This is a genomic window from Saccharopolyspora sp. NPDC050389, from assembly GCF_040655595.1.
Taxonomy (GTDB): domain Bacteria; phylum Actinomycetota; class Actinomycetes; order Mycobacteriales; family Pseudonocardiaceae; genus Saccharopolyspora.
In genome coordinates, this window is sequence record NZ_JBFAKG010000027.1 from 67332 (window position 1) to 87569 (window position 20238).

Annotated in this window: 18 protein-coding genes; 6 read left to right on the forward strand and 12 right to left on the reverse strand. The window is 63.0% G+C overall.

All coding sequences use genetic code 11. From position 1 onward, the window contains the following. Positions 1 to 821 precede the first annotated feature (821 nt). The 3 genes from AB0I53_RS19525 to AB0I53_RS19535 all read right to left on the reverse strand — a co-directional run bounded on the left by AB0I53_RS19525 (position 822) and on the right by AB0I53_RS19535 (position 3236). On the reverse strand, positions 822 to 1637 hold the full coding sequence (locus tag AB0I53_RS19525) for a hypothetical protein (RefSeq protein ID WP_358604465.1): 816 nt from the start codon (positions 1635 to 1637) through the stop codon (positions 822 to 824). Positions 1638 to 1867: 230 nt separating this feature from the next. Beyond that, positions 1868 to 2161, reverse strand: a complete 294-nt coding sequence (locus AB0I53_RS19530; RefSeq protein ID WP_358604567.1) for a pilin — start codon at positions 2159 to 2161, stop codon at positions 1868 to 1870. Positions 2162 to 2342: 181 nt separating this feature from the next. Further along, positions 2343 to 3236, reverse strand: a complete 894-nt coding sequence (locus tag AB0I53_RS19535; protein WP_358604468.1) for a hypothetical protein — start codon at positions 3234 to 3236, stop codon at positions 2343 to 2345. A gap of 1469 nt (positions 3237 to 4705) precedes the next feature. On the opposite strand from AB0I53_RS19535, the gene AB0I53_RS19540 reads away from it, so the two are divergent. From AB0I53_RS19540 to AB0I53_RS19555, 4 genes are all read left to right on the forward strand, one after another. After that, positions 4706 to 5344 carry a DNA modification methylase gene (locus tag AB0I53_RS19540; RefSeq protein ID WP_358604471.1) on the forward strand — a complete coding sequence of 213 codons (639 nt, stop codon included), beginning with the start codon at positions 4706 to 4708 and terminating at the stop codon, positions 5342 to 5344. Further along, positions 5341 to 6399 carry a site-specific DNA-methyltransferase gene (locus tag AB0I53_RS19545; RefSeq protein WP_358604473.1) on the forward strand — a complete coding sequence of 353 codons (1059 nt, stop codon included), beginning with the start codon at positions 5341 to 5343 and terminating at the stop codon, positions 6397 to 6399. Before AB0I53_RS19540 ends, AB0I53_RS19545 begins: the two co-directional genes overlap by 4 nt. Before the next feature lie 416 nt (positions 6400 to 6815). Next, the gene (locus AB0I53_RS19550) at positions 6816 to 8672 is read left to right on the forward strand and encodes a recombinase family protein (RefSeq protein WP_358604476.1); all 1857 of its coding nucleotides are present in this window, start codon (positions 6816 to 6818) and stop codon (positions 8670 to 8672) included. Positions 8673 to 8860: 188 nt separating this feature from the next. Further along, on the forward strand, positions 8861 to 9166 hold the full coding sequence (locus AB0I53_RS19555; RefSeq protein WP_358604479.1) for a hypothetical protein: 306 nt from the start codon (positions 8861 to 8863) through the stop codon (positions 9164 to 9166). A 95-nt stretch (positions 9167 to 9261) separates the two neighbouring features. Here AB0I53_RS19555 and AB0I53_RS19560 read toward each other — a convergent pair whose 3' ends face one another. The 4 genes from AB0I53_RS19560 to AB0I53_RS19575 all read right to left on the reverse strand — a co-directional run bounded on the left by AB0I53_RS19560 (position 9262) and on the right by AB0I53_RS19575 (position 12834). Further along, positions 9262 to 9768, reverse strand: coding sequence for a hypothetical protein (locus AB0I53_RS19560; RefSeq protein WP_358604482.1), 507 nt, complete (start codon positions 9766 to 9768; stop codon positions 9262 to 9264). Between the two features lie 41 nt (positions 9769 to 9809). Beyond that, the gene (locus tag AB0I53_RS19565; protein ID WP_358604485.1) at positions 9810 to 11309 is read right to left on the reverse strand and encodes a sodium:solute symporter family protein; all 1500 of its coding nucleotides are present in this window, start codon (positions 11307 to 11309) and stop codon (positions 9810 to 9812) included. Next, positions 11306 to 11476: a DUF3311 domain-containing protein gene (locus AB0I53_RS19570; RefSeq protein ID WP_358604487.1), complete on the reverse strand. Its 171-nt coding sequence runs from the start codon at positions 11474 to 11476 to the stop codon at positions 11306 to 11308. Before AB0I53_RS19570 ends, AB0I53_RS19565 begins: the two co-directional genes overlap by 4 nt. A gap of 80 nt (positions 11477 to 11556) precedes the next feature. Further along, the gene (locus tag AB0I53_RS19575) at positions 11557 to 12834 is read right to left on the reverse strand and encodes a M20 family metallo-hydrolase (RefSeq protein ID WP_358604490.1); all 1278 of its coding nucleotides are present in this window, start codon (positions 12832 to 12834) and stop codon (positions 11557 to 11559) included. Between the two features lie 138 nt (positions 12835 to 12972). Here AB0I53_RS19575 and AB0I53_RS19580 point away from each other — a divergent pair, with 138 nt between their 5' ends. Then, positions 12973 to 14022, forward strand: coding sequence for a LacI family DNA-binding transcriptional regulator (locus AB0I53_RS19580; protein ID WP_358604493.1), 1050 nt, complete (start codon positions 12973 to 12975; stop codon positions 14020 to 14022). Between the two features lie 618 nt (positions 14023 to 14640). Here AB0I53_RS19580 and AB0I53_RS19585 read toward each other — a convergent pair. The 3 genes from AB0I53_RS19585 to AB0I53_RS19595 all read right to left on the reverse strand — a co-directional run bounded on the left by AB0I53_RS19585 (position 14641) and on the right by AB0I53_RS19595 (position 17835). Continuing rightward, complete coding sequence (locus AB0I53_RS19585; RefSeq protein ID WP_358604496.1) at positions 14641 to 15198, reverse strand: hypothetical protein; 558 nt, start codon at positions 15196 to 15198, stop codon at positions 14641 to 14643. Positions 15199 to 15425: 227 nt separating this feature from the next. Then, complete coding sequence (locus tag AB0I53_RS19590; protein WP_358604499.1) at positions 15426 to 17408, reverse strand: hypothetical protein; 1983 nt, start codon at positions 17406 to 17408, stop codon at positions 15426 to 15428. A gap of 4 nt (positions 17409 to 17412) precedes the next feature. After that, positions 17413 to 17835 (reverse strand): hypothetical protein, encoded by a 423-nt coding sequence (locus tag AB0I53_RS19595; protein ID WP_358604502.1) that lies wholly within the window; start codon positions 17833 to 17835, stop codon positions 17413 to 17415. Between the two features lie 576 nt (positions 17836 to 18411). Here AB0I53_RS19595 and AB0I53_RS19600 point away from each other — a divergent pair. Continuing rightward, positions 18412 to 18645, forward strand: a complete 234-nt coding sequence (locus tag AB0I53_RS19600; RefSeq protein ID WP_358604505.1) for a hypothetical protein — start codon at positions 18412 to 18414, stop codon at positions 18643 to 18645. 193 nt (positions 18646 to 18838) lie between these two features. Here AB0I53_RS19600 and AB0I53_RS19605 read toward each other — a convergent pair whose 3' ends face one another. Both AB0I53_RS19605 and AB0I53_RS19610 read right to left on the reverse strand, forming a co-directional pair. Continuing rightward, entirely contained in the window at positions 18839 to 19132 is a 294-nt protein-coding gene (locus AB0I53_RS19605) for a hypothetical protein (RefSeq protein WP_358604508.1), read from the reverse strand. 157 nt (positions 19133 to 19289) lie between these two features. Further along, the gene (locus tag AB0I53_RS19610; protein ID WP_358604511.1) at positions 19290 to 20210 is read right to left on the reverse strand and encodes a hypothetical protein; all 921 of its coding nucleotides are present in this window, start codon (positions 20208 to 20210) and stop codon (positions 19290 to 19292) included. Between the last annotated feature and the right edge of the window lie 28 nt (positions 20211 to 20238).

The window sequence follows — 20238 nt, forward strand, 5'->3', positions numbered from 1 at the left end:
CCGCGGGGCGGCGGGCTCGCTGGACCTGCAGCGGCAACTGGTATTGCCCTTCGGGACCGAGGCGGGGCTTGCTCTCCGGCCACTCACCGTCAGGGGGCAACTTGAGCTGCCGGGCCGCAGGCCGCGGCGACGAAGTCGGCAGTGGCTTCGGTGGCGCGGGGGCGGCTTCTGGCCGCCGGACGCGCTGGACGTCGAGCGGCAAGCGGTACTGCCCATCCCGGCCGAGCACGGGTCTGGTCTCCGGCCACTGACCATCGATTGGGAAACGCAACTGCTGAGTTCGCGGCCGCCGGGATGGCGGATTCGGCGGCGGTGGCGTTGGGCATTGACGTGCCGGTTGGCGTTGCACGTTCAGCGGCAGGCGGTATTGCCCATCCCGGCCAAGCCGGGGCTTGTTCTCCGGCCATTCCCCATCGAGAGGGAGCTTCAGCTGTTGGCCCTGTTCGGTTCGGCGCGGCTGCGCCGCCTTCGGTTTCGGGAAGTTCGGCTGTCGCACCGAGGGGCCACGCCGTTGACGTCTCACGTTCAACGGCAACATGTATTGGCCGCTAGCAGTCGCCTTCGGCGACTCGTAAGGATCCGCTGAGGTTTTCGGGTGGCCTTTTACCGGTGGCGCGCCTCGTCGTCCCCGGATCAGCCCGAAGGTCTTGTAGGCGATGAAGGCCCTGACGAGTCTCCCGATGAATGATCTGCCGCCGCCTCCGCGGGCAGCTCCTATGACCCAGAACGGGATTTTGACGAGGATGTAACACAATGCAAGTGCAGTCAGAAAAGGAATCATGGACCATCCCCCTGTTGCGAGACGGGCGATGTGTGGCGGGTCAGAAGATGGTGATTCCGCCAGGTAGATAGAAGATCTTCAGGGCAGAGATGAAAGCGAGAGATTGTGCGACCTGGACGACGAGAACCGCGCCGAAGACACGCCACCACCAAAAGGCAATGGACTCGGTCTGCGGCAAGGCGTGACACATCAACACCAGCGGAGCCGCGGCAAGCAAGAGCACGGTCAGCGCAATCCGGACCACATAGGTCAGCAGCACTGCGATAATCATGACCACGAGCGCCAGGACGGTGAAGACGACATACAGATCGCCGTAGGGAGAGAAGTCCTCACCTTCTTCCGGCACCTTACCGAGCAGCGTGTCCACGAATACGCGGGACGCTTCTTCCGCTCCGGTCTGATCTCCCAGGAACGCCCGGGACAGCGCGTTGGCGAACTCGATCGCCTTTCCGCCCAGAAACAGCGACAGGTTCGCGGCCACGAACCCGATCACCAGCCGCGGCAGAATCTCCTTCACCGAACTCCGCGTTTGCAACGTCTGATAGGACAGGACCACGACCCCCGCGATCGTGGTCACCAACACATACGCGGCGATCATGATGTTGCGGGAGCTGTTCCACAGCTGGCCCATGACGGGAAGCTGGTCGAACCGCGGGGTAGAGAGCAGGGAATCCGCCAACATGCCCAGCACCCCTTCGAGAGCCGAACGCGCGACATCGGCGAAGAAATCGCGAATCCACCCCGTAAGGAACTCCCCGATCCACGAGCTCTCCGGTTCCTCGGACGCAGGCTCAGGTTCTGGCGCCGGATTCGGCGGTGCCGGTAGCGCGGGCGAGGTGGGGCTGCTCGGCGCCACCGTCGGTAGAAGACACGCCGGGGTCTGTGGCTGGTCGGGGCCGCACCCCGGTCCAGACGGCACCGGAAGCGGCAGAGGGAGCGGTTCGCCAGACGGACGTGCGGGCACCGACGTGGATTCGGCCCGGACTGTGCCGGTGAAACCGAACCCTGTGACGCCAAGCAACACCACGAGCCCGGCGAGGACAATGCGCCGCACTCCAGCACGCCAGATCCAGGACCATGTGGTGGTCATTTTGGCTGGGCCAAGATCTCTTTGAGAATCTCAACCACCACCGGCGCTAGCACGGTCAACCCGTAGCCGATCCCGGCGCTCTTGAACGCCTGCTTGGCCTTCTCCACCTCGCCCGCGTTCCCGCCGGCCATCAGATAGCGGACCCCACCCACAGTGAGGAACAGGGTGGCGAGCAGCGCGAGGATGCCCATGATCCAGTTCCGGGCGTTGTTGAGGACATCGGTGATCGACGGCCCGGGGGCTTGAGCCAAGACGTAGGGGGCCGCCGTTGCCGAAGCGACGGCGAGCACTCCAAGCGCGACGGCGAGCGCAGCGGCCACCGCCAGCCCCGTCCACCTCCGACGGCATCGTGACAGTGCAGGCAGGGAGGGCTGCGGGCTTGTCGGGGAACGACGGCGAGGGTGAATCGTGATCATGAACGGAACCTCCAGAGGCGATCAGCAGGCGACGAGCCTGGGAAGCGAGCAGGGATCAGTCGCAGCCCTGAAGTCCGAAAATCGGGCCCTCACCGGTCACCGAGCGGTCAACTTCTTTCGCTACAGAACGTGACCGGCTCGCCGCTCTCGTCCTCTGCTCGAGCGATAGCCGGGCGGCAGCGGTCTCGCCGGTCGGATCGCCGTCGGTCCGGCCGATGCCGGACTCGATCAGCCAGGCGACGAGTCGGGCTTCGGCCCGACGGCGGATGCTGCGCAGGCCTTCGTAGGTCAGCTCAGGGTGGTGCGGCCAGTCGGCCAGCTCGACGCCTTCCAGCCGGGTGGCGCCGATCAGCTCGGCCTCGGTCCGGGTGAGGACCCCGGCTTCGACGGCGCGAGCCAGGACCAGGTCCGGATGGCCGGCCGGGGGTTTGGGGTCGCTGGAGTGAAACCCCGGCGGCTTCGGGATCGGCCCATCCAGTCCGTCCAGCAGTGCCCGATGCCCGGCGCGATAGGCGGCCCACCGGAGCCGGATCGTGATCCGTCCGGCGGCAAGATCCACCGTGTGCAGCGCGTCGAGGAACCCATGCAGGACCTCGGCGTGGATGTCGGCCGGGTCATCGGCATAGCGCTCGGTCAGCCGGGCAGCCAGCGAGGTCAGCATCGGCAGCGCCAACCCGACCGCGGCGACCAGCCACGTACCGCCCTCGATCCGGGCGCGGCTGATCACATGCGTCCACACCTGGTCCCACACCCGCCGCGGGCACCCCTTGGCCAGCAGCAAGTCCCGGAGTTCGTCGACCGGGATCTCACGGGCAGGCAAGTGATCGAACAGGCGGCCATCCACGGCCACCGGATGATCGCCCGCGGCCAGCCACCCGAATGCCTCACGCGCGGCGTCGAGGGGGTTACCCGGCCACGCTTTGTGCTCGGAGCTAGATGGGAGAGCCATGTCTCGGCTCCTCTCGAACGAGGTCAATGACGCCGTCGAGAGAGCCAGGCGCGAAACAGCGCAGCGCACGGCTCCGTACTAAGACGAAGCTAAAACGATCTTCTTGTTCGCGAACAAGAAGATCGCCCTGCGGTGGATTTCACGATTGCCTCTGGGCGAGCAATAGGCCTGTGCACTGCGGTGTTAGTCGGACGCTGTTCCCGTGCTGTCGCCTCGACGGGACGAGAGCGGGAGCAAGAGCAAAGATCTTGAGGAAGTTCCGGGGCGATCTTGAACCGGCATGCCGCAGGGCCTAGTGGGGCCCTGCTCACCACTGCTCTCCGCCGACCTTGAACGACCCGCTCGGACGTCGACATGGGGGGCGGTGGAACCGAAAGATCCAGTGACGCAGGGTGTCCGTTCCGCACGTGTGAAGGCGAGAATTTTCTGCAGGCAGCGACGACCGATCAGGGCAGGTTTCGCGGACTTCAGGAGTGCTCTTGGCACAACCCGACGATCAACGGAGCACCCAATGCCTGCCCTCCCGACCCCGGATGCGCCGCCCCCCAACACCGTGGAAGCCAGCGGACTGAGCCACTCGAACGCCGCAGCCCGTGAGCCACGCCGCGAACGCTCCGGTCCGTCGGCATCGGCCACAGTGCGACTGTGCCTCGTCGACCCTGCAGCAGGGGCAGACGAGATCGTCACCGCTGAGGTCTCAGTGATCACGAGGACCTACACCGTGCCCGGCGACCGGATCATGCTCGCCGCCCCCGAAGACCCGACCTCCGCGAGCCTGCAACGCCGGGACCGACTCGTGGAGTCCGTCCTCCGACTCGGCCGCGGCGCCACCACGACCGCAGACCACTCACCTCACCTCGACCATAAGTCGGGTCCCGCTGACGGATGCTCGCGCGACATTTCGAGGTCCGGGTCCGGACTCGGACCCCGCCACGACCACCTGATCGAGCCGGTCGCGAACCCGACCGGCCGCCCACCCCTCAACGGTCCTTCCGGCCCGGATTCGGGCGGCGTCACATTGATCATTGCCGGATGGTCCGACTGTCCCGTCACGCCGTGTGCACTGGCCGACTCGACGCTCAATCTTGCCGCAGGCGGAGCCGTCGTCGCGCTCACACGCAGTAGCGATCAGTACAGTGGGCGAGGCACCCATTCGGGGCACTTGGCACATCTCGCGGCGCAGGCCGGACTGATCTTGACCGACCGGCTGATCCTGGCCCACCAACTCCCGTCCGCCGCTCGGCCCCCATCCGGACAGGACCGCCGAGCGATCGCACGCGGCGGGCATCGCTGTATCCACACGACCGCAGAGGTGTTTCGCCGCGCGACCCCGAACAGGTCGGGCTGCTATGCCTAAGATCAACGTAGGCCCCGCCCGTGCCGGGGACACCGACCGCACAGACTCGCGCCTGCATTTCGCTGACCAGCATGTCGGCACCACCTGGGCAGACACAACTCTGACATCAGCCGTGGTGCAGCAGATCATCACCACCTACACCAGCCCTGGCGACACCGTCTGCGATCCCAACCCCGGCTCGGGCCTGCTCCTGGCTGAAGTCGTCCGCGCTGGCCGCAAAGCGCTTGGCCTGTTGCCCACCCAGGTTCAGTGGGAATCCTTCCTAGAAGCCAACCTTGCCCGGCTGACCGGGTCGGTCGGCACCGCGGCCTTGCTTGACAGCGCCGACGATCCCCGGGCCGCCGAGCTGCCTGGCGCCATCGATTTCGTACTCACCGACCTGCGTCACACCCCAGAATGCGACCCCAGCCAGGTCCTAGTCGACCTCTACGAGGACTTGGATGCAGTCGCCGACTGGGTCTGGCCCGGCGCGCACATCGTGGTCACCTGCCGGCCCTGGCGACGCCGCGGGCATCTGCTCGACCTACACAGCGAGATTCATGACGTCGCCGACGCGATCGGTCTCATCCACGAAAACCGGGCGCACCCAAGAATCGTCACTCGCACGGGAACCAGTCCGGAGCGCACTGACATTCACGGCCACCTCACCTCACACCCAGCTCATCTTGATGTGCTCGTGGTCCGCCTTCCGGCAACATGCTCAGCCGTTTTCCCGAACGACGACGGGAGACGAAGGTGGCGCGCAGCATGAACTCGCTCTACTACCGCGACCCAATCACAGAACTACACGTCGGCGACACTTGCAGTGTCCTCCAAGCGATGCCACGTAGCTCCATGGATTGTGTAGTGACGTCACCACCCCAGTGGGGTTTGCGCGATTACGGCACCGCAAAATGGATCGGCGGAACCGCTCATTGCCAGCACACCCTGGGCACTACACCCCATCAACGCCGCACCATCAAGTTCACTCCAAATTTCCCAGGTTCCCCAGAAAGCCCGAAACGGTGTCGAAAATGCGGTGCACGTTGTCACGATCTCCAGTATGGGCTGGAACCCACTCTCGACGACTACGTCAGACAACTACGTACAGTCGGCGCCGAGATAGCGCGCGTACTACGGCCACAAGGGACATTGTGGCTCAACCTCCGCGACGGCTACAGCTACCAGACCAGCGGCACAGGTCGCACACTCACTAACGAAACGACCTCAACGCGTTACACCGTCCGCCACAAAAGCCTGTTCGGCTTGCCATGGCGAGCCGCCATGGCCCTGCAGTCCGACGGATGGATCATCCGCAACGCCATCATCTGGCACAAACCCAACGGCATCCCAGACCCCGCACGCGACCGTCTATCCCAACGCTACGAAACACTCTTCCTCCTAGTCAAACAACCCGATTACAATTTCGACATCGAACCTATCCTGGCGCCCTACTCGCAGGATCGTCCCCCTCATCGAAAAACCCACTACGGCGGAAACAAACCCAATACCATCAAAACACCGTTCCTCGCATCACCAAACCGCGGCAAGAACCCCGGAGATGTCTGGTCGATCCCCACCCGGCCGCTGCGCGAAGCGCATTGCGCGCCGTTCCCGATCGATATCCCGCTTCGCTGTATCGCCGCCGGATGTCCGCCCAACAGCACTGTCTTGGATCCGTTCTCTGGGGCGGGAACAACGGGCATCGCGGCCCGGCAACTCGGTCGCCAGTACCTAGGTATCGACCTCCGGGTCGACTACCACGAAATCTTCTTGCGCCGGGTGGCAGAGCTGGAGAACCGCGCTGCTAAGGCGGATGCGTCGTGAACAGGCGGTGGACACGCTCGAGGGTTTCTGCCTGCTGGTGGCTACGCACGCCGAGCGCCGGCGTTATGGTCACCGGGCTTCGAATGCTCACCGGCACTCACATCCATGTGCTGTTCGGCGGTAACGATGGCACGCGGTAGGACATCGCGGTCACCGGACTGCCCTGGGGGATCCGAGCCCGGGAGACGTTGGTGTTTCGAACATATTGTTAACCCGATGGATGGCGAAGAGGGGAACTGGCTCCGGACGGAGCTGACCAAGATCCTTATTGACCTTGCGCTTTGGGCCCACCAGGACCAACGGTCGGTTGGCTCCCCCGCCGAGGAGGAAGAAGAGGAACCATGACAACGTCGGCTGACCCACCAGCGCCAGCGCTCACATCCCCGCTCGGCCGAGGCGGAGTATCGGATCTCGCGGTGTCACCGTTCTCGTTGCCAGCCGCCGTGCGCGGTAAGGAAGTGCGCGTGGCGTGGGTGGGGCGTACCTCGACCGAGGAACACCAAGACCCACGGCAGTCCCTACTGCGGCAGCTGGCCCGGTCCAAGAGCGTGTTGCCGGAGTCCTGGGTCATTGTCGCGCACTTCTACGACGTCGAGTCCGGTCGTATGGAACTGGAGCGACGAGGCCGCAAGGCCGGCTACGAGCGTTTCGACATCCCTATCGCCCGTGACGGCGGGATCGCGAACCTTCTCGAGGAAGCCCAGCGACCAAACCGGCGTTTCGATGTTGTCGTCTGCGAGACGATGTCCCGGATCGCCCGCAAAATGTACGAGAACCTCTCAGTCGAGCGGCAGCTGGAAAAGGCTGGCGTCGCCGTGTTCGCCTCGAATGAGCCGATCGTGCTCACCGGCGGGCGTGCCCAGCAGATTCTGCAGCGTCGGATCAACCAGTCCGTCGCCGAGTACGAAGTGCTCAACATGCTGGAGCAGTCCTGGGGCGGGACCTGCACCCATGTGCGCGAGGGCTACAACATCGGCAAGCCGTGCTATGGCTACAAGGCCAAGAAGTTCCGGCACCCGAACCCGGTCAAGGCCGAGAAGGGAATCACCAAGACTCGGCTGGAACCGGACGGCAAGCGAGGCGAGACGGTGACGTTGATGGCCAAGTGGCGCTATCACGAACAGCTCGGGTTCGACACGATCGCTGAACGCCTCAACGCAGACCTCGACGAGCATCCCCCACCGGAGCCCAACGGAGGAAAGCGCGCCCGCCGGGCGTGGTCGAAATCCTCTGTTGCCGACGTGCTCAAGAACCCCAAGTACACCGGCTACCAGGTCTACAACCGTCGAGCCCGACGCAGCCGCAACGGGGCAGTCAACCCTCCAGAGATGTGGGTATGGTCAGCCGAGCCCGCGCACGAACCGCTTATTCCAAAGTGGATGTTCGACGAACTGGCAGCTCGACGAGAAGCAAAGCGAGGCTCCCGGGATGGCAGGGAGGAGAACCAGCATCCGAACACCAAACGCGCGTACAAGCTGCGTGGGCGACTGCTGTGCCGGTGCGGCCGGCGCATGCTTGGTCACCGGCACCGCGGGCACCTCTACTACCGCTGCTGGCCGAAGAACAACAACCGCGGCCGCATGGACCGGCTCGGAGACCATCCGAACACTGTCTACATGCGCGAGGACGCAATCCTGACAGCCTTGAACGCTGTCTATAGCGACTGTGTCTTCGGGAAAGATCGTCTGAATCTACTCTCAGCCGGACCAGATCAGTTCGACGACCGCGACCAACGAGAAAGGACTCGCCGCCGCGACCACCTGACGAAGCGCCTCAGCGAGGTGACCCGTAAGCAACAGAATCTGCTCAGCCAGGCCGAAGACGCCGCCCCCTCCGATCCGTTCACCCAAGGCCTAAGGGAGCGCTACAACGCCTTGACGATTGAACAAGAACAGCTCGAGAAGGATCTTGAGGAGCTTGATCAGGAAGAGGCCTCCTCACCGCGTCCCCTCAACCGCTCAGACCTGAAGCTCGTTGAAGTCTTGCCCCATCTTTCGGTGAACCTGCACCGCGCACCGGCCGAGCTCCTAGGACGACTCTTCGAGCTAACGAAACTATGCATCCACATCGACTACGAAACGGACCAAGCCTTGATCGAAGTCACGCTTCCGGCAGAAGGCACGAAGGAACTCGCCGCAGCCGCAGTCAAACTCCCTCAGAGCACTGCACAGGCCAACCAGATCACGAGAACTCAAAACCCCCAGGTCAAGCCTGGTGTGATTGCTGCATGTGCCGCGCCGGGGGCACTCGTTAGTGCAGGTCAGCCCACATAGGGCTGACCTGCCATTTTCGTACCATAGATCAATCCGTGCTAAACCCATGCTTTTGGAGATGGCTCCACCATCAAGAACGCCCCGAACGACGAGGGCCGCCCGCGGATCATCGACGGCCGTGTCAGGCATCTGGAGAAAGAGATCCAGACATTTCGGGAGAACATCGACAAGATCTACAAGGGTGCGCGATGAGCGACGACGAGTCCGTGGTGTCGGTCGAGGTCCTACGCCAGGTGCTCAACCAGGCACTGGACAACCTGCAGCAGCAGGTAGGCGAGACCGTCGAACTCGACAAGGACTACTTCTGGTCGATTTCACCGGAAGCGGCCTACGACGTCTACACCCAGCCGGATCCAGAACAGCTGACAGTCGGCCAACTCTCCGAGTCCTGGAACAACCTCGCACAGCTGGTCTCTCATGGAGAACCGGTTCCACCCTACGCACTAGTGTGGATCTCCGATGTCCTCAAGGTTCTGGGGCACCAGGCTCGCTAACGGTCTCGGTGTGCTGGCCCCGAGCGCGCAGCCACTCCGATAGTTCCTCGAAGCTGCCCCTCCCGCAGTGTCACTACGTTACCGAGCCGCCCTGCTCACATGGTCAACGCCACGGCTGGGAGGCGGACACGTACGTCCGAGCAGCCGCCGGACGACAGAAGACCCAACGAAGCCCCTGGGTGAAGCCGATCTTCGTCAGCCGCACACCCCAGTGGTCCCGTGGGAGAGATGTCAGGACGCGGCGACCACGGGGAGATGAATGCGATGACCGCGCCGTCCCTGGCGTCGAACGTGCAGCCCAGCCCGCCTTGGCCGAGCAGTCGGAGATGAGGCCGGCTCATCGGGAGTCTTTCGAGTCGTTGGATCAGTTCCATCAGCTCCTCCTCAAAACACAGTCGATGGAACAGGAAGGCGGCACCACCTTCCACCGGGTCCTCGCACAAACTGCCCAGCACGAGAACGAACGCCGCCGACAGCGCGGTGCTCGGCCGCCGTACCCGGCACGGGCGGATCTGTACCGTCCGGCGCGGCGGGAGGACATCGCCAAGGGCTACGAGCTGCCAGATGGCCGGATGCTCGTCCGGGAAGACGACGCCACGCATGCGACCACTGTGGACGGATCATGTCTTCAACCTGCGCCCGGTCACTGACTGCGGGGCTTCTCCACGAGAACAGGCTGCGCGGTAGCCGTATCAGGTTCTTGTTCCGGTCGTGCTCGTGTTAGTGCCGAAACCAGCAGACAAGTGACGATATTCGCGACGAGGGCGACCACGCCGACGTTGAGGTGCTGCAGCGAGGCGGGCAGAGCCGGCAGCAAGTCCCCGATGCTGATCTCACCCAAGGTAAGCCAGCTGACCACCAGCACACCCACGACCATCCCAGCGCCCGCGCCCCACTTGTTGATCGGGTTCCGGCGCAACAGGCTCGCCATCAGGGACGGGAACAGCTGCGTGACGAACGCGTAGCCAAGCAGCAGGAGGTTGACGATCGCCTCTCCCCCGTTGAACGTCAGGTAGACCGCGATCGCGGTCACGACCGGCACGAAGAGCTTGGCGATCCGGGGGACCCGGGCATCGCCGACCAATGGCACGAACTCCTGCAGCAGGTTCTTGGCCAGCATCGTGGCGCTCGTGGTCAGCAGCATCGCTCCCGGAACCAGCGCACAGAACATGCCGGCCGCGCCCACCAGCCCGGTGACGACCGGCGGGAAGGTCTGGCGGGTGACCGCGAGCAGCGAGAGGTCGCCGTTACTCAAGCCGGGAACGACGAGTACCGCCGTCAGCCCCGAGAAGATCACGAACAGCAAGACGATCTGGTAGAGCGGCAGCAGCGCGGCATTGCGCCGGAAGGACAGCTCGTCCTTGGCGGCGTAGATCGCGCCGAAGTAGTGCGGCCACATGAAGAACCCGAGGGCGGACAGCATGATCGAGGTGATGAACCAGCCGGTGTCGTGCGCGGGCTCGTGCAGGGCGAGGAATCCCGGTTGGGCGGCGTCGACCGCCTCGAACATGGTCGAAACGCCGCCGAAGTAGTGCAGCGGCAGGTACAGCCCGATCGCGATGATGACGACGAGCACCAGTACGTCCTTGATCACGGCATTCCAGGCGGCGGCGTGGATTCCGGAAAGCACGACGTAACCGGCGAGCACGATCGCCCCGATCAAGATGGCGGTCGGCCGGGAGATGGCACCGTAGGAGGTTTCCTCCACGATGATCCCGAGCCCGGTCAACTGCAGTTGCAGGTACGGGATCATCGCGACCACGCCGATGAGCGACACGAGCACTCCGAGCCCGCGGCTGCGGTACTTCCGGACGAACCAATCGGGTTGCGAAACCAGCTGCTCGCGCTTGGCGTAGCGCCAAATCGCCGGTGCCAACCAGTAGGACATCACGTAGGCCAAGGCGCCGTAGCACAAGATGTAGAACGCGGCGCCGCCGTTGCTGTACGCGTAGCCACTGGCCCCAAGAAAGGTGAAGGTCGTGTAGATCTCACCGGCCAGCAGGAGAAATACGAAGAGAGCGCCGAACCCGCGCCCTCCGACGCTCCACTGCTCCAGGTCCATATGCTTGCCGCGGCGCGATCGCAGGCCCAGCACCAGTGCCAGCGCCAGAAAGAGGCCGAGGACGGGCAATGCTGCGTTCATCGCGGCTGCCTCCGGTTGGCGGGGTCGGTCCAGTACACGATCGCCATGCAGGCCGAGGTGAGCAGGACCCACAGCACGATCCAGAACAGCAGGAACGGCATCCCGAGCACGAAAGGGTGCACGCGGTTGGCCAACGGCGCGCAACCGAGCAATCCAATCCAGGGCAAGCAGGCCAGCATGAACCGGAGCACGCTGCCCGTCCGGCGACCATCTGCCGATGCGTCCTCGCCAGGTCCCGTTCGAAACCTCATCGACTGCCCCCGAATTCGTGGTCCACAGTGGCCTCCTGATCCATCCGGACCAGGCCGGCCGCCAGCAGGTGCACGCCGGTGGCGATCTGGTCGGCGTCGGTCCATTCCTCAGGGCAGTGGCTGCGACCATCGCGGGAGGGCACGAAGATCATGCCGGCCGGGCAGCGTGCGGCGAGGTGGGCGGCGTCATGACCGGCGCCGCTGGGCATCGGCATCCACGACAGGCCGAGCTCGTCGGCGGCGACCGCGGTCAGGTTCTGCACTGACGGATTCGTCGGCACAACCGGGTTGTCCGCAGTCCAGTCGATCAAGGCTTCGACCCCGTTTTCGGCGCTGTGCCGCGCGATCTCCTCGACAATCCGGCCGCGGACGCCGGAAAGCCAGGCCTGGTCCTCGCCGCGGAACTCGGCGGTCAGGTGCGTCCGCCCCGGAACCACGTTCTCCGCGCCCGGTTCGACGCGCAGATCACCGCAGGTGGCGACCGCGTTGCCGGGTGCCGCGCACCCTTCGCGTTCGACTGCCAGCACCGTCTTGGCCGCCGCCACCAAAGCGTCCCGCCGATCATCCATCCGCCGGGTCCCCGCGTGGTCGGACCGGCCGACGAAGGTCGCGAGAAAGCGCTCGATGCCGACGATGGCGGTGACGATCCCGATGCCGACCCCCCGTTTTTCCAACGTCGGGCCCTGCTCGATGTGCAGTTCGAGGTAACCGTGCAGCGGCCTCGTTGCCCAGGTGGGCGTAAGCATCCCGTTGGGGTCCAGCCCGAAGGCGGTCGCCACGTCGCCAAGCCGGTTGCCGGCCGCGTCCACCCGGTCCAGGTTCTCGGCGGTGAGCACTCCAGTCGCCGCCTGGCTTCCAAGGCAGCTACCGCTGTAGGGGTTGGACTCCTCACCGAGGAAGTCGACGACGAGGAGATCGTGGTCGAGTCGGGTTCCCGTTTCCCGCAGTCGGCGCGCGACCTCGATGCCGCCGAGCACTCCCACGATCCCGTCGAACCGCCCGCCTCCCTGGACGGTGTCCGTGTGCGAGCCGGTGACCAGCGGAGCACCACCGCGACGGCCGGGAAGCAGACCGATGATGTTGCCCGCGGCGTCGACGGAGACCTCCAGTCCGGCATCGTGCATCCGGCGGCGCAACCAGTGCCGGGCTGCCCGGTACGGCTCGCTGAAAACCCGACGCGTCCAACCTTCCGAATCCGGCTCGCTCAGCCGTGCGAGATCGTGCAGATCGGACCACAGCCGTTCGCGGTCGGGCGTCAACAGCTCGACGTTCACTCGATCACCTCCGGTGCGCGCCTGGACAGAACGCGCTCAGACGATTACCGTCTGCCTACCCAAACGTTTGGGGCAAACGTTTGGGTAACTATGATGTTCTTATCTCCAGGAGTCAAGGGGTTGGGTAGAGTTCCTCCGATGCCAACGCAAGACGCCCCTCGCGGAGCACCGCTCAAACCGCGCCGCCCCGCGACGTTGCGTGCCATCGCCGAGGCCGCCGGAAGCCACCCCTCGACGGTCTCCCGCGTGCTCAACGGAACTGCACAGGAGCGGCGCGCGGCAGCCTCACCCGAACTCGCCGAGCGGATCCGCCAGATCGCCGAGGAGCTCGACTACCGGCCCAATCCGCACGCGGCCAGCTTGCGCACCCAGCGAAGCGGCTTGATCGGCGTGCTCGTCCCGCGCCTGTCGGACCTCGTGCTCGCCATGGTCTATGAGGGGATCCACGCCGCCGCCGCAGACATCGGCCTGTCGACGTTTGTGACCAACACCGACGACCTCGCGGAGCGGCAGCGAACCGCAGCCGAGATGATGCTCGCCCGCCGCGTTGACGGGATGATCTTCGGCGACGCCCACCTCGACAGCGCGTTCCTCACCGAATTCGCCGATCGAGGCGTCCCGTTCGTGCTGGTCAACAGGTGGTCGGGCAGCTTCCCGGCCGCGACCTGCGACGACTACCTCGGTGGCCGGCTGGTCGCGGAGCACTTCCTGGACCGCGGCTTCGAACGCGCTGCGGTCTTGGCCGGGCCGACGTTCGCGAGCACGGCCCGCGACCGCACGGCCGGATTCGTCGACCGCTACCGCGAAGAGGGCATCGAGGTGCCCGGGAATCGGATCGTCCAGGCGGGACTCGATGTCGAGGAGGGCCACCAGGGCGCCGACGAACTGCTCGCCCACGGCCCGACGCCGGACGCGATCTTCGCCGTCAACGATTTCGCCGCGATCGGCGCGATCGGTGCCCTGCGCGACCACGGCATCCGAGCCGGCGAAGACCTAGCGGTCGCCGGCTACCACGACACCCCGCTGGCCGCCGAACTGCCCATCCCGCTGACCTCGGTGCGGACTCCCGTCAAGCAGATGGGCAAGGCCGCAGTCGACATGCTCGCGCAAGTCATGACCGGGGAGTCACCGGAATCCGTGCGTCTCCCGCCGACCCTGGTGATCAGAGCCTCCACCAACCAGAGTTGATCGCAGGTTTGACGAACGCGTTGTCGTGCTTAGCGAGCGTGCTCACCTAGATGGCTTCGTCGGTGAAGTCGTCGGCTGCATCCACGATCTCGAAGTCGACGCCACCGAGCGCCAGCTCGGCACGCACCGACCCCACGATGCCCGACACACCTTCGGCTACCGGCTCTCGGCCGCCTCCGCACCGCGCTTCGTCTCCGGTATTCGCGGACGGCTCCTTCAGGCGGTGCGCACCAAGCAAAGTCGCCAGGGTCAGCAATGCGAAACCCATCCTTTATGACCCCGAGCCCCGGCGAGTCAGCCACCGCGTACCCAATCCCAGCGAAGAGAACGTCCTGGTCAGGCGCGGTTCAGCACGCCTCACCTGAGCAAAGCTCAACATCCGTCCAGTGTGGGCGCATACACCCGTCCGGCGTAGTACAGACGACATTCGCGAGCCTTAACTCGCCCTGACTATTCCAGTCGCACATCTGCTCATCCGTGTCGTCCGGCCGGACGAGTCGGTCACAGCGATTCGGAACATCGCGAAGGGAACCAGGGACTAATCTCGTATTACTTCCAGGGCGCGTCGGATAAGCTGGGGCAAACCGATCGAATTCGGCTTCGGAGTCAAACGTGAACCTATGACTCATACGACGTCCCTGACGGCTCCTGTTCAACTGGAGCACCCTGCCCCTGTTTGGATTTGGACAAATTTTCGACCCGCTCAGTGAAGCGCGTTTCCCCCAAGGATTCTAGGCACGCTCGGAACAATTCGACCAGAAAATGGTACTTGACGGGATCGACCCCATGCATAAAATCGACAAGGACCCGAGCAAAAGAATCACTTCCGCACAACTCCTTCTCTCTTTGTTGCGTGCGCGCAGTGTCAAACTTATTAATCAATCCTTGAAACTTGTCGGGATCTATAGATTTAAGCTTATCGGGGCGTTGATCGAATAGCCACATCCATGCCAAGTCTTGGCGCTCGAACAGGCCTAGTTGTGCCTCCAAACGAGCCAGCATGTTGTCGATGCGGATCCGCTCATCGCGTAGTCCACTCAAGTAGTCGTTGGTTAGATCCTGAGATCCCTCGGCAGGAATAAGACGAACTGACCCCTCCACGAAGATTGTGCCGAATTTCTCTCCTTGTGCTAGTTCAGCATTGATTTCTACTTCGGCCGCGGAAGCGTGTCTCACCAGTCGCGTGCTAGCGATTCTCTCGGTGACCGACCGCAGATGATTTATGGCGACCGCCCTGGCGTCGACTTCGGAAGGATTTTCTTGATCCTTTCTCCACCGGGGAAGAAGGGTCGCTTCGAAATCGGCTCCAGGTACTTTACTGGACACTCGGATTCTATTCGAATTCGAGGGAAATTGCTCGCGCGAATTGTCCGCCACTTGCCTATTTCGACGGCGCATTCGCATCACTCCTCCCTGAGAGATGTGCGAGCGGACACAATTTCACGCATAACTATCTGCAAGACCCGACGATTGCTATTCCCTTCGAACACCGATGCGGCAAGACTCTTATCTGAGTCCGCACGTAGGGCCGGAAGGCAGATTTCAAGTACCATATCTTCCGGCAAGGCCGATCCAATAGATGAAAACCAGCTTCGCATAGACTCAGCGCACTCCTGTGCGCCTACGGCGGTACATGCCGACTTCCAGCAGTCAATAAGAATGAAACGGATACTTACATCATTCCGTGAATCCTCAAGCAAACTTGGCACTACAGAGCCTGAAGTAAAATACACAAGTCGTAGGAACGCCTTTGCGCCGGCACGAGGCGAAGTCTGCAGAAGATGCGAGAGAGAGCGGACCACTTTGAGCCTTCGCTCACGTTCAAAGGAAATTTTGTTAAGCGCCTGCCCTGTGATTTCTAAGACGTCCTGTGACGAGGAAGGGTTGGCCAGTACTTTTGCCAACCTATTGAGGGCCAAATCGGTGCGCTCATGGCCAAGCCTTTTTCCGCAGGCTGCCGCAGTTAGACCAAGGAGCAACGCCGTCTTCGACGACGCCCAGCCCAATAGTCGTCCACGAACATAAGGACCTAGGACTGGATCTAAGACCGCTCCGTCGAGTAGATCAACCGCAAGATCGTGATGCTTTTTGCCCTCGCCAGCGAATTTAGTTAGGAAGTTAACCAAATAGACGCCAGCATCGCGACTGCTGGCAAGACGCACCATTACTGAGGCAATTCGTTTTCGTTGATCTTCCGTAGCGTGCACACCTGTTGCCTGCTGCAAAAGCCACGTTTCTAAGTGCTCCCGAGTCTTAGGGCGTTGCTTCCAGACATGCTCGATTACTGATTGATCAAATTCTGGTCGATATTCATTCAGGTTGACTGAATCATCATCGCCGATTTCTGCACCTGTGTTCGCAAGCTGCTCTATCAAGTCCGGTGCGCTAAGCGGATTTTCCTCAGAACTGGGCTGACCGACCAGTCTTAACAAAGAATCCGCGGCGTCTACGACATCTTGCGCTCGACTCTTCCCTAAGGCCGCCGCGGCAATAATTACGGCGCGATCAAAGACATTAGGGTGGTTGCGAAACCAGCGCCGCAAGTGGCCTGACCAGTGCTTGAATTCGTCAAGAGCAACGCTCTTCGCGTCCATTTGCTCGCTGGTATTGTCTTTTGCGCGCGCGATCGATCTAGCTAATCTTACGGCTTCGGCAGGCGGAAGTAGCGAGCTCCTGGATAGGATATCGTCGAATCGTTGATCACCCAGCCAAGAAATCCGCTCATGGCTCTTCAAGCTCCCCTTGAGGCGCTCGGTTATGATCGTTCGAGCACTTGGCGGCCTCCACGAAAAGGTGTCCTCATCGGACACTTCGCGACAGTATTCCCACGCTTGTGGAGTAACAACAATAATGAGGAAACTATTGTCGACCTTTAGCAGATTTGCGTAATCTTTGAGGCCTGATCCAAATGATTCTTTGGGGTGAAGGTCGGTCCCATCGTCCAACCTGTCAGTGTTGTCTGATAGGTCGAGTACGAAGATGTGCCCCTTAATCCTGGGGATGGTGGTAAGTTGAGGCTCTAGCCCGGAAGGTTTCAGTCGCCAAACGTCACGTATAGGTGCAGAATTACGCATCTCATTTTGTACGTCCAAAACCAGTCGTAGGGCTCCCGTGTGTCGTCCTTGCCCCCGTTTTGCGTTCAGAACAACGAGATTGTTTTCCAGCAAGTGCCTTTTTATCTCTTGATAGTTCTCCGGGGCAACAAAGTCTAGAGCGGCGGAATCGATCTCGGATGGTCCGACTTGTTGATGGCTGAGAGCGTGGGTATGGATGTGGTTTAGGTCTACCTTGTTGGCTGCGACAGATGTGCCGCCACCTAGTGATACCGCAACATTTTGCGATTTCTGTGGACTGTTGTCCTCATAAGAATCATCCCCAGTTGGCATCATTTTAACTATCCGAAGGGAGATTAACGTTCACGTTGTACCCCGAGATTGCTTTCCCGTGAAAAAGAGCAATGCTCTTGTTTACAACGTTGTGCACGGTATCGGCCGAGCCGTCGACAGTTTCGTATCCTTCAACCAATTCGCGGATAGCTTCAGCTTCGTCGGGGTAATCGTCAAGGAATTCTTGAATCTGCAAGGCCAATCGAGCTTTTAGTCGCTCAACTCGATCATTATCTTCGTGATCGATCGCGTCGATAAACTTTTCCCTGGTGCGGTCGAGATCGTCTCCCGCTCTCTCGGCTTCGCTGTCATCCCCTCTGCTGAAAATTCGAACAAGTCCTGCACATAGCCCCTTCCAGGCATCTGTCGTGGCCGCCTGGGACAATGCGGTTACAGCAGGCGTGACAACATCCGCCATTGCGTCCATCCGAACTCCTTTTATATCCTCGAAGGAGGGTTGATGCACATAACGCTACCGAATACAACTGTTCGATAGTTGAGGTTTTCTGCTTGAGCTAGAAGACCACTCGGACGGAGCAAGATGAGGGTCGGCATCGTGGACAGAGAGTCAGATTTTGTGCATGATTTAGTCCTGAAGCGCCTGTTCGGGCAGGAAGGTATGCGCGTAGGTGGATACTCTGCGCGCGGGTCGCCGCAGATCTCGCTTTGCTGGGAAGTCATCTCAAGTGATTTTAGGTAGTCCCAAGCCGGGACGATTGTTCTCCTGCGGCGGGGTACCGAATCGGTGAAGTCGTCCCCAAGTGGGCAGGAACCATGGTTTGGGCAGCAGTGACGGTTCCACCAGGCGGCAGCCGCTGGTGATTATCTTGCCGAGGTTCATCAAGCTTCGTTTCGCGTGCGGCAGCGACGTTGTGCAATTGACACCTGGTTGGAAATCAGCAGCTCACGGCGGGTGTGCCCCCGTGTAGATGCTGTACGAATCTCACCGGGGGCACCCAGTCTGACCTGGCGTGATGAGCAGGCGTCCTGGCCCCAACCGATCGTGTCCGATCGCGCGGCTGTTGAGGTTCCCGAGTCAATCGGGATTCGGCTGCGGCGAGATCCCGATGACGAGATCGAAGTTGTCGTCTGGACTGGTGGTTGGGCTGACGTGGGCTACTTGCTCGATGGCGAGGTGACTGACCTCTGTCCCGAGTTCCAGGACGTCGACGGCGCCTACGCCGCGGTGGTGAACAACGTTGAGGACTTTCTTGCCAAGGCGTGCGTAACCAGTTGATGATCGCGACCAGGACGGCGCCGTCGCGGTAGATCACGGCGTGCTTGCGTAGCGGGTCGCGAGCCCCGCCACTGCTTGATCAGGTTGAAGGAGCGAGTGCTTGCTTCTTCGCATGTTGAAGCGGCCTATCCCGGTGGATTGCAGGGCCCATAAGCGGGCAGCGCGTCCGGGTCGTTGCCGGGGTCGGTCGCTGTCATATCCCTTGGCCGGGGTCGATTTGCCACACCGGCCGTTCGTGGCCGCATCGGCAGCCCGGGTAGCGGCACTCGCCGTTGTGCTTGCGGTGCCCGCAGCTGCAGGGCCACTCCACCACGCTGGTGTAGTCGTTCGTCCAGTACAGCCCGCACGGGCAGTCCACCCGGCCCACACCGTCGGCCCTGGTGTACGGCACGTCCGCCAGGCAGCCCTGCGTGCTGTGCTCGCTGCGCGCGTGCCCGCATTCGTCGCACGCCCGCCTGCCGTTGACGTCGGACTCGCCCCAGCGCATTCCCGCTCCCCTCATCGGCCACTGGCAGCCACATCACAGCACACCGCGGCTGAGCGGCACGATGCTTTCCGCGACCAGGCTGGACGAGTGCGCCGCAGTCCATCAGCGATGAGCACCACGAGCTCGGCGTAGTCAGGCGGAAGGTTGGCGTTGGTGATCAGGCGTTCGCTCGGCGGAGGCGTTCGGCTGACTGGGCGCGGACGGCGTCACAAGACACCGGGGGGTCGCCGTGCAGGGCCTCCCAGCGGGCGTTGTGCGCTGCCGGCCACAGGCTGGCCGCCCACGCGATCTCCTGCTCCTCCGCGGTGAACCGGCGCCCCCGAAGGTCCTGGTAAGCCGCCAGGAACGCGGCGGAGCTCTCTATTGGGGCCAGGGTCGGCGGCGAGGCACTGGCGAATGCCCCGCACGCCGCGCCCACCAGCGCCGCCTCCGGCTGCCACGCCAGGCTGTCCCAGTCGTGCACAGCCCACACGTGGCCGTCGCGCCAGCGGAGGTTCTGCGCTTCGAAGTCGGCGTGGCCCAGCACGCATGGCAGGTCGGCGGCCAGCATCCGCTTGCGGGCCCGGTCGGCCGCCTCGACGACGTACGCGGGCACGGCGCTCTGATCTCGCTGATCGAGGAACTCGATCGCCGGCCACAGCCCGGCATCCGCGTGGTCCCAACGCACCCAGCGCGGGTTCGGCAGCGGCGGCGCGACGGTCACATCGGCCAGCTCAGCCATCAGCCGGGTGAACACCGCCGCGCAGCGCATCGCGACGTCCTCCGAGTCGCCGCACAGCATTTCACCGCCGGGCCGGGACTCCTCGGCGTGAACGGCCAGCGCACCGATGCCGACCGCGGGCGTGAGCGGCCGGGGGCACGGAAATCCCCGCTCCGCCAACCGGGCTTGCGCAGCAACACACGACGCGGCGCGGCCGTCGTCCTCCCGCGCCTTCACCACGACGTCACGCCCGCCGGCCAACCGCAGTCCGAACACCGCCGAGATCGACCGCAGCTCGAACAGAACACTGACCGGCTCGTCGCCCAACTGGTCCACGCACCAGGCCGGCAACCAGGTCGGCAGATCACCCAACGACACGGTGAGGACTGTGCCATTTCCGCAATTG

Excerpts from the sequence above, each read along its gene's own strand:
- AB0I53_RS19545 (WP_358604473.1), top strand. The coding sequence starts at position 5,341 with ATGAACTCGCTCTACTACCGCGACCCAATCACAGAACTACACGTCGGC.
- AB0I53_RS19560 (WP_358604482.1), bottom strand. The coding sequence starts at position 9,768 with ATGCGTGGCGTCGTCTTCCCGGACGAGCATCCGGCCATCTGGCAGCTC.
- AB0I53_RS19555 (WP_358604479.1), top strand. The coding sequence starts at position 8,861 with ATGAGCGACGACGAGTCCGTGGTGTCGGTCGAGGTCCTACGCCAGGTG.
- AB0I53_RS19595 (WP_358604502.1), bottom strand. The coding sequence starts at position 17,835 with ATGGACGCAATGGCGGATGTTGTCACGCCTGCTGTAACCGCATTGTCC.
- AB0I53_RS19590 (WP_358604499.1), bottom strand. The coding sequence starts at position 17,408 with ATGCCAACTGGGGATGATTCTTATGAGGACAACAGTCCACAGAAATCG.
- AB0I53_RS19565 (WP_358604485.1), bottom strand. The coding sequence starts at position 11,309 with ATGAACGCAGCATTGCCCGTCCTCGGCCTCTTTCTGGCGCTGGCACTG.
- AB0I53_RS19580 (WP_358604493.1), top strand. The coding sequence starts at position 12,973 with ATGCCAACGCAAGACGCCCCTCGCGGAGCACCGCTCAAACCGCGCCGC.
- AB0I53_RS19535 (WP_358604468.1), bottom strand. The coding sequence starts at position 3,236 with ATGGCTCTCCCATCTAGCTCCGAGCACAAAGCGTGGCCGGGTAACCCC.
- AB0I53_RS19605 (WP_358604508.1), bottom strand. The coding sequence starts at position 19,132 with ATGCGCTGGGGCGAGTCCGACGTCAACGGCAGGCGGGCGTGCGACGAA.